The sequence below is a fragment of the Burkholderia singularis genome, assembly GCF_900176645.1.
Lineage (GTDB): Bacteria > Pseudomonadota > Gammaproteobacteria > Burkholderiales > Burkholderiaceae > Burkholderia > Burkholderia singularis.
The window spans coordinates 1-13,384 of sequence record NZ_FXAN01000086.1; the positions used below are offsets into that span (position 1 = coordinate 1).

General features: G+C 65.6%; 13 protein-coding genes. 9 read left to right on the forward strand and 4 right to left on the reverse strand.

From position 1 onward, the window contains the following. Positions 1-337 precede the first annotated feature (337 nt). From queA to secF, 5 genes are all read left to right on the forward strand, one after another. A complete protein-coding gene (gene queA, locus BSIN_RS19050; protein ID WP_089341608.1) occupies positions 338-1,411 on the forward strand; it encodes a tRNA preQ1(34) S-adenosylmethionine ribosyltransferase-isomerase QueA in 1,074 nt (357 codons plus the stop codon). 208 nt (positions 1,412-1,619) lie between these two features. Beyond that, positions 1,620-2,801: a tRNA guanosine(34) transglycosylase Tgt gene (gene tgt / locus BSIN_RS19055; RefSeq protein ID WP_089341629.1), complete on the forward strand. Its 1,182-nt coding sequence runs from the start codon at positions 1,620-1,622 to the stop codon at positions 2,799-2,801. 198 nt (positions 2,802-2,999) lie between these two features. Next, positions 3,000-3,326, forward strand: a complete 327-nt coding sequence (gene yajC, locus BSIN_RS19065) for a preprotein translocase subunit YajC (protein WP_059516026.1) — start codon at positions 3,000-3,002, stop codon at positions 3,324-3,326. A gap of 104 nt (positions 3,327-3,430) precedes the next feature. Next, entirely contained in the window at positions 3,431-5,458 is a 2,028-nt protein-coding gene (gene secD / locus BSIN_RS19070; protein WP_059516024.1) for a protein translocase subunit SecD, read from the forward strand. A gap of 15 nt (positions 5,459-5,473) precedes the next feature. Beyond that, positions 5,474-6,424: a protein translocase subunit SecF gene (gene secF, locus BSIN_RS19075; protein ID WP_059569109.1), complete on the forward strand. Its 951-nt coding sequence runs from the start codon at positions 5,474-5,476 to the stop codon at positions 6,422-6,424. Between the two features lie 211 nt (positions 6,425-6,635). Here the strand turns inward: secF and BSIN_RS19080 are convergent, their stop codons facing one another. The 3 genes from BSIN_RS19080 to BSIN_RS19090 all read right to left on the reverse strand — a co-directional run bounded on the left by BSIN_RS19080 (position 6,636) and on the right by BSIN_RS19090 (position 8,507). Continuing rightward, positions 6,636-7,214 carry a YceI family protein gene (locus BSIN_RS19080; RefSeq protein WP_069233812.1) on the reverse strand — a complete coding sequence of 193 codons (579 nt, stop codon included), beginning with the start codon at positions 7,212-7,214 and terminating at the stop codon, positions 6,636-6,638. 145 nt (positions 7,215-7,359) lie between these two features. After that, a complete protein-coding gene (locus BSIN_RS19085) occupies positions 7,360-7,920 on the reverse strand; it encodes a YceI family protein (protein ID WP_059516019.1) in 561 nt (186 codons plus the stop codon). Positions 7,921-7,940: 20 nt separating this feature from the next. Beyond that, the gene (locus BSIN_RS19090) at positions 7,941-8,507 is read right to left on the reverse strand and encodes a cytochrome b (RefSeq protein WP_089341609.1); all 567 of its coding nucleotides are present in this window, start codon (positions 8,505-8,507) and stop codon (positions 7,941-7,943) included. A gap of 266 nt (positions 8,508-8,773) precedes the next feature. Here BSIN_RS19090 and BSIN_RS19095 point away from each other — a divergent pair, with 266 nt between their 5' ends. The 4 genes from BSIN_RS19095 to BSIN_RS19110 are packed head-to-tail and all read left to right on the forward strand — an operon-like array spanning position 8,774 to position 12,519. After that, on the forward strand, positions 8,774-9,442 hold the full coding sequence (locus BSIN_RS19095; RefSeq protein ID WP_089341610.1) for a paraquat-inducible protein A: 669 nt from the start codon (positions 8,774-8,776) through the stop codon (positions 9,440-9,442). Continuing rightward, positions 9,439-10,095, forward strand: coding sequence for a paraquat-inducible protein A (locus BSIN_RS19100; RefSeq protein ID WP_089341611.1), 657 nt, complete (start codon positions 9,439-9,441; stop codon positions 10,093-10,095). Before BSIN_RS19095 ends, BSIN_RS19100 begins: the two co-directional genes overlap by 4 nt. Continuing rightward, positions 10,088-11,743 carry a PqiB family protein gene (locus BSIN_RS19105; RefSeq protein ID WP_173678716.1) on the forward strand — a complete coding sequence of 552 codons (1,656 nt, stop codon included), beginning with the start codon at positions 10,088-10,090 and terminating at the stop codon, positions 11,741-11,743. The genes BSIN_RS19100 and BSIN_RS19105 overlap by 8 nt, the downstream gene beginning before the upstream one ends. Beyond that, positions 11,740-12,519, forward strand: coding sequence for a PqiC family protein (locus BSIN_RS19110; RefSeq protein WP_089341613.1), 780 nt, complete (start codon positions 11,740-11,742; stop codon positions 12,517-12,519). Before BSIN_RS19105 ends, BSIN_RS19110 begins: the two co-directional genes overlap by 4 nt. Before the next feature lie 148 nt (positions 12,520-12,667). Here the strand turns inward: BSIN_RS19110 and BSIN_RS19115 are convergent, their stop codons facing one another. Further along, a complete protein-coding gene (locus BSIN_RS19115; protein ID WP_089341614.1) occupies positions 12,668-13,216 on the reverse strand; it encodes a hypothetical protein in 549 nt (182 codons plus the stop codon). Positions 13,217-13,384: the final 168 nt, after the last annotated feature.

Below are 13,384 nucleotides of genomic sequence, written 5' to 3' on the forward strand. Positions count from 1 at the left end.
ATGGGGCGCGGCCGCGCGGCCGCGCCCCATCGCGGCGCGGCGCGGTGCGCCGGCGTCGGCAGTTGCCTGAGCTGACACGGCATCGCCGTCGAACACATCGGCTTCGGCTGGATCGGCAACGGAACGGCGAACGGGTACGGGCATCGGTCAGAGAAGGCTTCGTCGAGCAAGTACAATAGCGGCTTTCACGTCACGCGAACGCACCACGCCGGCCGGCCGCGCAACCCCGCCATCATAGCGGCTCACGCACGCCGCCACGCGCTTTGCTTGTGCGGCCGGCCGTCCCGACCCGGTTTGCAGTCCCGGTTTGCAATCCCGTTTCGCAGCTTTATTTCGCATGCTTACGCTTTCCGATTTCGATTTCGATCTGCCGCCCGAGTTGATCGCGCAAACCGCGCTGCCCGAGCGCAGCGCGAGCCGCCTGCTCGAGGTCGGCAACGCACCCGCGGGCGCCCGGCTCGTCGATAGACGCTTCGCCGAGTTGCCCGGCTGCATCGCGCCGGGCGATTTGCTCGTCTTCAACGATACCAAAGTGCTGAAGGCCCGCTTGCTCGGCCGCAAGGCGAGCGGCGGCAAGATCGAAGTGCTGATCGAACGCGTGACCGGGCCGCGCACCGCGCTCGCGCAAATCCGCGCAAGCAAGAGCCCGGCTGCCGGCACGACGCTCACGCTCGCCGACGCGTTCGACGTGACGGTCGGCGAGCGGGTCGAGCCGTTCTTCACGCTGCATTTTCCCGACGACTGCGGCACGCTGATCGAGCGCTACGGCCGCCTGCCGCTGCCGCCGTACATCGAGCACGCGCCCGATGCGATCGACGAGACCCGCTATCAAACCGTGTTCGCGGCCAATCCCGGCGCCGTCGCCGCGCCCACCGCCGGACTGCATTTCGACGATGCGGTGCTCGCCGCGCTCGATGTGCGCGGCGTCGAGCGCGCGACGCTCACGCTGCACGTCGGCGCGGGCACGTTCCAGCCGGTGCGCGCCGAGAATATCGCCGAGCACCGGATGCACCGCGAATGGTACGAACTGAGCGGCGCGCTCGTCGACCAGATCGCCGCGACGCGTGCGCGCGGCGGCCGCGTGATCGCGGTCGGCACGACATCGCTGCGCGCGCTCGAGGCCGCCGCGCGGGACGCCGAAGCGGCCGGCCGGCCGCTTGCCGCGACGCGCGCGGAAACCGATATTTTCATCACGCCGGGCTATCGTTTTCGTGTCGTCGACCGGCTGGTGACGAATTTCCATTTGCCGAAGTCGACGCTGATGATGCTGGTCAGCGCGTTTGCCGGCCTCGAGACGATCCGTGCCGCGTACCGGCATGCGATCGACGCTCGCTACCGCTTCTTCAGCTACGGCGACGCGATGCTGCTCACGCGGCGGGACTTGCCCGAGGAGAATCGCCGCGACGCATGAGCGCAGCGTGTCGGTGATTGGGCGCGCCGGCAACGCCGCTGCGCGATCTCATGCGAACCCGGGCCGCAATCCACCGTCTTTCTTACCGCCGCCGGCCCTCGCCGGCGGCGCTTTCAACATGCGCCGCACTGGGTCGGCCGCAGCCAGCGCTTCGGCGCTTACCGCGGCCCCGTGCAAACGGCTCTCCGGCGGCAAGGAGTTCAAACAGATGACCGAAGGCTCATCCCACGATACGCATACGCACGTGCATGCGCACGACGGCCTCAAATTCGAACTGCTGACGACCGACGGCCGTGCGCGCCGCGGCCGCGTCACGCTCAATCACGGCGTGGTCGACACGCCGATCTTCATGCCGGTGGGCACCTACGGGACCGTGAAGGCGGTCAAGCCGAGCGAGCTTGACGAAATGCGCGCGCAGATCATCCTCGGCAACACGTTTCATCTGTGGCTGCGCCCCGGCCTCGAGACGATCGGCGCGCACGGCGGGCTGCACCGCTTCATGGGCTGGAACAAGCCGATCCTGACCGATTCGGGCGGCTTCCAGGTATTCTCGCTCGGCGAGCTGCGCAAGATCACCGAGGAAGGCGTCACGTTCGCGTCGCCGATCAACGGCGACCGGCTGTTCCTGTCGCCGGAAGTGTCGATGCAGATTCAGAAGGTGCTGAACTCGGACATCGTGATGCAGTTCGACGAGTGCACGCCTTACGCGACCAACGGCGTGCCGACCACGCACCGGGAAGCGGCCGACTCGATGCGCATGTCGCTGCGCTGGGCGAAGCGCTCGCTCGACGAGTTCCGGCGGCTGGGCAATCCGAATGCGCTCTTCGGCATCGTTCAGGGCGGGATGTACGAGGATTTGCGCGACGAATCGCTCGCCGGGCTGTCCGAACTGGGCTTTCACGGGCTCGCGATCGGCGGACTGTCGGTCGGCGAGCCGAAAGAGGACATGATGCGCGTGCTCGAGCACGTCGCACCGCGCCTGCCCGCCGACAAACCGCATTACCTGATGGGCGTCGGCACGCCCGAGGATCTGGTCGCCGGGGTCGCCGCGGGCGTCGACATGTTCGACTGCGTGATGCCGACCCGCAACGCCCGCAACGGCTGGCTGTTCACCCGCTTCGGCGACGTGAAGATCCGCAACGCGTCGCACAAGAACGCGCTGAAGCCGCTCGACGAGACGTGCGGCTGCTATACGTGCCGGAATTTCTCGCGCGGCTACCTGCATCATCTGCACCGCGTCGGCGAGATTCTCGGCGCCCAGTTGAACACGATCCACAACCTGCACTACTACCTCGAACTGATGCGCGAGATCCGCGAGGCGATCGATACGCACACGTTCGACGCATTCAGGAAGCGCTTCGCGCAAGATCGCGCGCGCGGCGTCGACTGACGGCCCGCCACGCCGGTTGCGCGCAACATCTTACAATATTCTTTCGATACGCACGCAAACGCGCGCCAATCGGCGTGAGCGGCCCGTGAACGGTCGTTAACAGCTTGAAACCAAAGCGCATTTGCGCCGCTGTCGCAATGAGGGCCGGTGGTAGAATAACCGGCTTGTTTTTTTCGATCTTCCCACGGAGAGACCAACGTGTCGTTCATTTCCAATGCCTATGCGCAAGGCGCAGCGGGCGGCGCCGAATCGAGCCTGATGAGCTTCCTGCCGCTCGTGCTGATGTTCGGTGTGCTTTACTTCATCATGATCCGTCCGCAAATGAAGCGGCAGAAGGAGCACCGGAACATGCTCGCCGCGATGGCCAAGGGCGATGAAGTGGTGACGAGCGGCGGGCTCGTCGGCAAGGTGACGAAGGTGACGGATGCCTATATCGGCGTCGAAATCGCGTCGGGCACCGAAATCACCGTGCAGAAGGCCGCCGTGACGGCCATCCTGCCGAAGGGCACGATCAAGTCGCTGTAAGCCCCCGCCGCCGCGTTCGCGCGCCCGAGCGCCCCGCCGCATGCGCGGCGCGGGCGGCGCCGGATGCGGCGCAATCCCAGCCAACCCACCCGTTCGGCCCCCTCATGAATCGTTATCCACTCTGGAAATATGTCGTGATGGTCGTGGCGCTCGCCATCGGCTTCCTATACACGCTGCCCAACTTCTTCGGAGAAGCGCCGGCGGTGCAGGTGTCGAGCGGCAAGGCCACGGTCAAGCTCGGCGCCGACACGCTCGCGCAGGTCGAAACCGCGCTCAAGGCCAACAACGTCGCGGCCGACGACGTCACGTTCGACAACGCATCCGCGAACGCGACCATCCGCGTGCGCCTGAAGGACACCGACACGCAGTTGCGCGTGAAGGATCTGCTGCAAAAGACGCTGAACGCCGATCCGAACGATCCGCAGTACGTCGTCGCGCTGAACCTGCAAAGCGCGTCGCCGCGCTGGCTGAGTGCGCTGCACGCGCTGCCGATGTATCTCGGTCTCGATTTGCGCGGCGGCGTCCACTTCCTGCTGCAGGTCGACATGACGGGCGCGCTGACGAAAAAGCTCGACTCCGACGCGTCCGACGCGCGCACGCTGCTGCGCGACAAGGGTATCCGCGACGGCGGCGTGAACCGCGTCGACCAAGCTGTGGTCGCGAATTTCGCCGACCAGGACACCGCGGAGCAGGCGCGCAAGCTGCTCGCGCAGTCCGTCTCCGAGCTGCAATGGGCCACGCAGCCGGGCGGCGGCGGCTATCAGGTGGTCGGCACGTTCACGCCGGCCGTGCAAAAGGCCGTCGAGGACGCCGCGCTCAAGCAGAACCTGACGACGCTGCACAACCGCGTCAACGAGCTGGGCGTATCCGAGCCGATCCTCCAGCAGCAGGGCAACGACCGGATCGTCGTCGAGCTGCCGGGCGTGCAGGACACCGCGAAGGCGAAGGACATCATCGGCCGCACGGCGACGCTCGAGGCGCGCCTCGCCGATCCGCTCAACACGCACCCGAATCCGAACGATCCGGTGCCGCCCGGCGAGGAATTGTTCACGCAGGGCAACCAGACGCCCGTGCTGCTGAAGAAGCAAGTGATCTTCACCGGCGACCGGATCATCGACGCGTCGGCCGGTTTCGACGAACATCAGCGTCCGTCCGTCAACATCCGCCTTGATGCGGCAGGCGGCCGCGCGGTGCGCGCGGTGTCGCGCGAGAACATCGGCAAGCCGATGGCGATGGTGCTGTTCGAGAAGGGCCGCGGCGAAGTGCTGACCGTCGCGACGATCCAGTCCGAGCTTGGCGACCGCTTCCAGATCACCGGCCAGCCGACGCCGCAGGCGGCCACCGATCTCGCGCTGCTGCTGCGCGCGGGCTCGCTCGCCGCGCCGATGGACATCATCGAGGAACGCACGATCGGCCCGAGCCTCGGCGCGGACAACATCAAGATGGGCTTCCATTCGGTGGTCTGGGGCTTCGTTGCGATCGCCGTGTTCATGATCGCGTACTACATGCTGTTCGGCCTGGTGTCGGTGATCGGGCTGTCGGTGAACCTGCTGCTGCTGATCGCCGTGCTGTCGATGATGCAGGCCACGCTCACGCTGCCCGGCATCGCCGCGATCGCGCTCGCGCTCGGCATGGCGATCGACTCGAACGTGCTGATCAACGAGCGCATCCGCGAGGAGCTGCGCAACGGCGCGGCGCCGCAAACCGCGATCCAGCAAGGCTACGCGCACGCGTGGGCGACGATTTTCGATTCGAACGTCACGACGCTGATCGCCGGCCTCGCGCTGCTCGCGTTCGGCTCGGGCCCGGTGCGCGGCTTCGCGATCGTTCACTGCATCGGCATCGTCACGTCGATGTTCTCCGCGGTGTTCTTCTCGCGCGGGCTCGTGAATCTCTGGTACGGCGGACGCAGGAAGCTTCAGTCGCTCGCGATCGGGCAGGTGTGGCGCCCCGCCGCCGACGCGCCCGGCGCGCCCGCGCAACTCGGCGACGACGCGCGGGCGAACGCGCCGCTTGCCGGCACGCACGCCGCCACGCCGAAGCAGCCCGCCAATGCGCCGCGCGCCGGCAAGCCGGTCGCGCGCCGCCGCTCGGGGCCGGGCGTGCCGCCGAAGCAAGGCCCGTCCAACTAAGCGCCGGAGACCATCATGGAATTTTTCCGCATCCGTAAAGACATCCCGTTCATGCGGCACGCGCTGGTCTTCAACGTGATCTCGCTCGTGACGTTCGTGGCCGCCGTGTTCTTCCTGTTCCATCGCGGGCTGCATCTGTCCGTCGAGTTCACGGGCGGCACGGTGATCGAAGTGCAATACCAGCAGGCCGCGCAGCTCGAGCCGGTGCGCGCGACGCTCGGCCAGCTCGGCTATGCCGATGCGCAGGTGCAGAACTTCGGCACGTCGCGCAACGTGCTGATCCGGCTGCCGCTCAAGCAAGGGCTCACGTCCGCGCAACAGAGCGACCAGGTGATGGCGGGGCTGAAGGCGCAGAGCCCGGACGTGCAATTGCAGCGCGTCGAGTTCGTCGGCCCGCAGGTCGGCCGCGAACTCGCGACCGACGGCCTGCTCGCGCTCGCGTGCGTCGTGATCGGCATCGTGATCTACCTGTCGTTTCGCTTCGAGTGGAAATACGCGGTCGCGGGCATCATCGCGAACCTGCACGACGTCGTGATCATTCTCGGCTTCTTCGCGTTCTTCCAGTGGGAGTTCTCGCTGTCGGTGCTGGCCGCGGTGCTCGCGGTGCTCGGCTACTCGGTCAACGAATCGGTCGTCATTTTCGACAGAATCCGCGAGACGTTCCGCCGTGAACGTAAGATGAGCGTGCAGGAAGTGATCAACCACGCGATCACCAGCACGATGTCGCGCACGATCATCACGCACACGTCGACCGAAATGATGGTGCTGTCGATGTTCTTCTTCGGCGGCCCGACGCTGCACTACTTCGCGCTCGCGCTGACGGTGGGCATCATGTTCGGCATCTACTCGTCGGTGTTCGTCGCCGGTTCGCTGGCGATGTGGCTCGGGATCAAACGCGAGGATCTGATGAAAGAGAAAAAAGCCGCGCACGACCCGAACGACCCGAATGCGGGAGCCCAGGTTTGAGCGGGATTCGCACCGCTTGAAAGCGTTGCTCGTGCTGCTTTGAACGTGCCGCTCGGCGGCGACGCTTGAAAACGATGAAGGCCGGTTCGTTGCGAACCGGCCTTTTTTTGTGCGCATCCCAGCGCACAAAAAAAGGCCGCGCTCCTTGCGAAGCGCGGCCGCGTAGCCTGCTCCACCGCGCAGCGCAAGCACGCGCGGTTTCGCATCACGCTTACTGCTTCACCGCCTCGGCCGTGATCAGCAGCTTCGTCTTCATCTTGAAACCGTACTGCTTGCCGTAGTCGAGGCCGAAATCGTCGCGGTTGAACTCGCCGGCTGCATCCACGCCGCATACTTCCTTCTTCAGCATCGGATGCGGCATGCACTTGAACGAAACGATCTTCAGCGTCAGCGGCTTCGTCACGCCATGCAGCGTCAGATTGCCGACCACTTCCGCCGGTTTGTCGCCTTCGAACTTGATCGTGCCCTTGTAGTTCGCATCCGGATACTTGGCCGAATCGAAGAAATCGGCGGTCTGCAAATGCTCGTTGAGCTTCGTATTGCCCGTCGCGATCGACGCAACCTTCGTCGTCACGTCGACCGTGCCCGTCTTCGCCGCGCGGTCGAGCGTCACCGTGCCGCTCGACTCGTCGAACTTACCGCGCCACACCGACAGCCCGCCGAAGTGGTCGGCCTCGAAGCTCGGGTACGTGTGGGTCGGGTCGAACTTGTAGGTGTCGGGGGCGGCGTGCGCCGAGAACGACAGTGCGGCGGCCAGCGCACCCGCCGCGATCATCAGTTGCTGGTTCAAATCAATCTCCTTGTGACGGGGCCGCCCGCCAGGGCGGCGTGGTGGTGCGAAAAAATCTCCCGGCCCGCCCAGAGCCGTGAGTCGAGTGAAACAAAAACAGCGCGGGACCGCGACGCGGCGGCCCCGGCGGCCTAAGCCGCCCGCGTCATTTCGCGGCGACGATATGGAACTTGATCTGCACTTCGTCGGCAACGATCGACGTATCCTTCCACTCGCCAGTGCCGACGTTGAATGCCGAACGCTTGATCGGCAGCACGCCGTCGAACGTCTGCGTCGCGCCGCTGGAGGTGACCGTCACGGGCAAAGTGACCGCCTGGGTCTTGCCCTTGATCGTCAGCTTGCCCGACACGTTGTACTTGTTGCCGCCCGCGGGCGCGATCGCGGTCGACACGAAGCTCGCCTGCGGATACGTCTTCGCGTCGAACCAGTCCTTGCCCGCGACCTGGTCGTTGTACATTTGATCGCCGAGATCGTAGCTCGCGACATCGATCGTCACCTGGGCGCTGCCCTGCGCGGCCTTCGCCGGATCGAACTTGATCTGCGCGTTGAACTTCTTGAACACGCCTTCCGTCGGCACGTTCATCTGCTTGGACACGGCCGACACCTTGCTCTTGGCCAGATCGACCTGTGCAAGCGCATCGCCCGACAAGGCAACCGAAGCGGCTGCAAACGCCGCGAGCATGTAACGGTAGAACGAGACTTTCATAAGCGTTCCTGATTTCCGGGTTATTTGAGAAAGGGAAGCATACGCGACAGCACGCCGTCGCGATCGAGCCACTGGTGCTTGACGGCCGCGGCGACGTGCGCGGCAACGAGCGCAAGCAGACCGTAGTTGAGCGCGACGTGCGCCGCCTTCAACGTCGCCTTCAGCGCCGGGTCCGGGTCGATCAGGCGCGGCAGCGGCACGAGACCGAGGTAGACGACCGGAATGTTCGCGGCCGAGCTGTACAAATAGCCCGTGGCCGGAATCGCGAGCATCAGCACGTAGAGCAGCGCATGCACGCCGTGTGCGCCCGCGCGCTGCCACGCGGGCATGCCGGCCGGCATCGGCGGCGGCACGTGGGTGGCGCGCCACAGCACGCGGGCGATCGCGAGCGCGAACACGGTGACGCCGATCCATTTGTGCCACGAGTAGTACTTGAGCTTGGCCGGCGTGAAACCGGGAATATCGGTCATCAGCCAGCCGAGCGCGAAGCCGCACACGATCAGGAGTGCGATCAGCCAATGAAGCGCGATCGCGGTGCGCGTATACGCCACCGGCGGGGCCGAGGCAGATGAAAAAAGCGAGGTCATGAATTCTCCAGTTATGCGAAGCGCCGCGCCGGCGCGCTCGTATCCGTGCAACGCATTCATTCCACGGCCGCCATGCTACCGTAACCGGCCGCGCTTGGCAGAAGCGCGCACGGCGGCGCGAGGCGGCCGGCGGCTCGAGCGGCCGACCGCCTCCGTCAGCCGAATGTCGCATACTTGACGCCGGGCAAATCGCCCTTTTGGTAATATGGGCGCGGATTCCAGCCCTGCGGGCATGCACCGGCAATACCGCGCAACCGTCCCTTTCTATGGAACGACACACTCTCATTGCCTGTCATGAGTGCGACGCACTGTTGCACAAACCACGCCTTAGCGGCAAACAAACCGCACGCTGCCCGCGCTGTGACGCACTGCTCTACCGGAGCGGCTCGGCGCAAATCGACCGCCTTTGCGCCCTCACGCTCGGCGCGCTCATCACGTTCCTGATCGCACAAGGGTTTCCGATCCTCGAAATGGACGTCAACGGCATGCGCGTGCAGACGACCGTGATCGGCGCGCTCGATACATTGTGGCGTCAGGGGATGGAAATCGTCGCGGTCATGGTGTTCTGCTCGACGCTGCTGTTTCCGCTGATCGAGCTCGCCGCGCTTCTCTACGTGCTTTTTGCGCTGCGCGCCGGCATCGTCCCGCCCGGCTTCAACCGCGTGCTGCGCGCAATCCAATTCGTGCGGCCGTGGGGAATGATCGAGGTGTTCATGCTCGGCATCCTCGTCACGATCGTGAAAATGGTGAGTCTGGCGCGCGTGATTCCGGACGCCGCACTGTTCGCGTTCGCCGCGCTCACACTGATACTCGCGGTCGTCGTCATGGTCGAGCCGCATACGCTGTGGGATATCGCCGACGAGTTGAACGAACGCGGGCGCAAGCCGGGCGAGCGCCCATCGGCCAGCCCGGCCGAGGAGGCACGCTGCCGATGAGCGAGATCGTCACCGCCGCGCGTGCCGGCATGGCGAGCTGCCATGCATGTGCGCACGTGCAGAAACTTGCGCCCGTTTCGCCCGGCGCGCCGCACCCGAAAACACGTTGCGAGCGCTGCGGCGCGACGCTGCACCTGCGCACGCCGGACAGCATCGCGCGCACATGGGCGTTCCTGATCGCCGCGACGATCCTCTATCTGCCGGCGAATTTGCTGCCGATCATGCACACGACATCGATCGTCGGCTCGCAGGATGACACGATCATGAGCGGCGTCGTCTATTTCTGGATATCGGGCGAATGGCCGTTGGCCGCCATCGTTTTCATCGCCAGCATCCTTGTGCCGATGCTCAAGCTCGGCGTGCTGCTCATTCTGGTCGTCACCGCGCAGCGCCGCTCCGCGTGGCGGCCGATGCAGCGCACCCGGCTGTACCGGATCGTCGAGCGCATCGGCCGCTGGTCGATGCTCGACATCTTCGTCGTCACGCTGACCGTCGCGCTCGTGCATTTCCGCTCGCTCGCGACGATCACCGCCGGCCCCGCCGCGCTCGCGTTCGGCGCGGTCGTAATTCTGACCATGATCGCGTCGATGCAGTTCGACCCCCGACTCATTTGGGACAACGTAGAAGAAACGTCAGGGAATCCTCATGAATAGTCCGCAAGGCCCGCAGCACGACCCGAATGCGGCTCCCCCCTCCCCATCCGGCGGCGAACCGCCGAAGCTGCCCGAGCCCGTCGTTAGCCGGCGCACCGGCTGGCTGCCGTCGCTCGTCTGGCTCGTGCCGCTCGTCGCGGCGCTGATCGGCATCGGGCTCGTCGTGAAATCCGTGCTCGATCGCGGCCCCGACATCACGATCAGCTTTCGCAGCGCCGAAGGCCTCGAACCCGGCAAGACGCAGGTGAAATACAAAGACGTCGAGATCGGCATGGTGAAGACGATCAAGCTGTCGAATGATCTGTCGCACGTGCTCGTCGACGTGCAGTTGAAGAAGGAAGCCGAACGCTTCGCCACGAAGGATTCGCGCTTCTGGATCGTGCGGCCGCGGGTCGGCGCGAGCGGCGTGTCGGGGCTCGGCACGCTGCTGTCGGGCGCGTATATCGGCGCCGACGCCGGCCGCTCGGACGAGACCCTGAGCTCGTTTACCGGGCTCGAAACGCCGCCCGCCGTCACCGGCGACCAGAAAGGCACGCAGTATGTGCTGCGCGGCGATTCGCTCGGCTCGATCGACATCGGCTCGCCCGTCTACTACCGGCGCGTGCAGGTCGGCCAAGTGGTCGGCTTCTCGCTTGACAAGGAGGGCACGGGCGTCACGTTCAACGTGTTCGTCAACGCGCCGTATGACCAGTACGTCGGCCTGAATTCGCGCTGGTGGCAGGCAAGCGGCGTCGATCTGCAGCTTGACTCGAGCGGCCTGAAGCTGAACACGCAGTCGCTCGCGACCGTGATTCTCGGCGGCCTCGCGTTCCAGGCGCCCACCGGCCAGTCGGCGGGGCCGGTCGCGCCCAAAAACACCACGTTCCGTCTCGGCGCCGACCAGGCCGACGCGATGCGCGATCCAGACGGCGAGCCCGTGCAGGTCGTGATGAGCTTCAACCAGTCGCTGCGCGGGCTGTCGATCGGCGCGCCGGTCGATTTTCGCGGTATCGTGCTCGGTCAGGTGACGAACATCGGCATCGACTTCGATCCCAAGACGAAGAATTTCATCATGCCGGTGACGATGAATCTGTACCCCGACCGGCTCGGCAGACGCTTTCGCGACGCGACGGACAGCAGAGGCGAAACGGCGCGGCGCGAGCTGCTGCAGCGCCTGGTCCAGCATGGGCTGCGCGGGCAGTTGCGAACCGGCAACCTGCTGACGAGCCAGCTCTACGTCGCGCTCGACTTCTTCCCGAAAACCTCGCCGGTGAAGCTCAACCTGGCGCACGAGCCGGTCGAGCTGCCGACGGTGCCCAATACGCTCGACGAACTGCAACTGCAGGTCGCGGACATCGCGAAGAAGCTCGACAAGGTGCCGTTCGACCAGATCGGCAACAACCTGAACAGCGCGCTCACGAATGCGGACAAGCTGTTCAAACGGCTCGACACCGAAGTCGCGCCCGAAGCGCGCGATACGCTGTCAGCAGCCAAGCAGACGTTCACCACCGCCGAGGCGACGCTGCAGCAGGATTCGCCGCTGCAATCGGACGTGCGCGGCGCGCTGAAGGAGCTGACGCGCACGCTGCAATCGCTGAACGCGCTCGCCGACTATCTCGAACGGCATCCCGAATCGTTGCTGCAAGGCAAACCAGGAGACAAGAAATGACCGCACACACGATCCGAGCGGCCCATATCGCACGGGCCGTGCGTGCGGTGCGCGGTGCCGCGCGCCTCTCGCTCGCGGGTGCGGCGGCGGCCGCGCTCGCGGCCTGCTCGTCGCCGCCCGCGCGCTTCTATACGCTCGACGCGGCGGCGGCCGCTGCCGCATCGGCACCGGCCGTCAGCGCGAATCCCGCATTTTTGATCCAGGTGCCCGCGATCGACGTGCCGGAACAAGTCGCGATGAATCAATTCGTCGTCCAGAAGAGTCCGTCGCAGGTAGACGTGCTCGAGCAAACGCGCTGGGTGTCGCAGCCTGCCGACGAGATACGCCGCGCGCTGTCGTCGGCACTCACGCGGCGGCTCGATACGATCGACGTCGCGAATTCCGCTTATCCGGCCAATGTCCCCGTCTACCGGATCAGCGTGAACGTTCAACGCTTCGAATCGTGGCCGGACCGGCATGCGGCGCTGACCGCCGTCTGGAGCGTGCGCGCGCTGCCGAGCCAAATGGTCATGACGTGTCGCACCGACGTCGTCGAGCCGGTGCAGCCGGGCTACGACGCGCTCGTCGACGGCCATCGCCGTGCGATCGGCGTGCTTGCAGATCAAATCACGGCCGGTGTGCACGCGATTTCTGCCGCACGTGCGCCAACTCAGGCTGCGGCCCCCGCAAAGCGGCCGGCAGCCGGCGGCGCGGCAGCAGCGCCCGCCGCACCTGTCGTCCGTTGTCCAGCCAGCCCGGCGGCGCGGAGCGCGCAGTCCGTCGATAGCACGTCGTAACGGGCCGCCGGCGCGCTCGAATCCAACGCGAAATCCGGTCGGCGCGCACCGTCTGCGCGCTGCCCTCGCGCCGCGGCGTCAGCGCGCCACCGCCGAAGCGCCCGGCTTGCGCCATCCTGCGACCGGCGCGCCGCCGGGCCGCCCAAGCTCAGGCAAGCAACTGCTCGATCGCGATTCGAACCGGATAGCCGTGCGGAAGCGTCGCGGCATACGCCAGATAATCGCCGCGGGTCAGCGGCCGGTTCGGATGCACCCAGTTGATCTGCACGACCTCGCAGGTGGCGGCGTAATGCCTCGCCAGCACCTCCAGGCTTTGCAAATCCACGTCGCCGTAGCCGGCAAACGAACCCTCCATCCGGTCCTGGATCACCCGGCTGCGTGCCGCTTCGGCAAACAGAAACAGCAGTTGCGTTTTCTGATTCAGATTGACGGCGGCCGGGTTGACGGGAAAAGCGAACGGAAACGTCCCGCAGTCGAACGCCGGCAACTGTTGAGGATAGTTGTAGTCGATCGGCTGACCGTTGATCTCGCTTACCTCGAAATTATGGTTGGAGAACCGCAACGTGATCCACGGCGGGTTCGGGGAAGGCAACGCATGCCCGTACACGTTGACGTGGTTGTGCTGCAATGCGCCGCCGGCATGAACGAAGGCCCGCATAGCTTGCAGCGTGTCCCGGTAGCCGACGATCTTATCCATGGGGGTACTGTCCCCTGTAATGACCCAATTTGGCATGTTTCGCTCCTTTCGTGTTTAGCGGACGTTCGAGTAGGCGATCAGGCCGCCCGACGCGATCGCCCGCGTTGAAGAACGCCAGAGCGAAAGGTTCGTGAAGCACCGCATCGCGCAAATCGGCTCGCGAGCCAT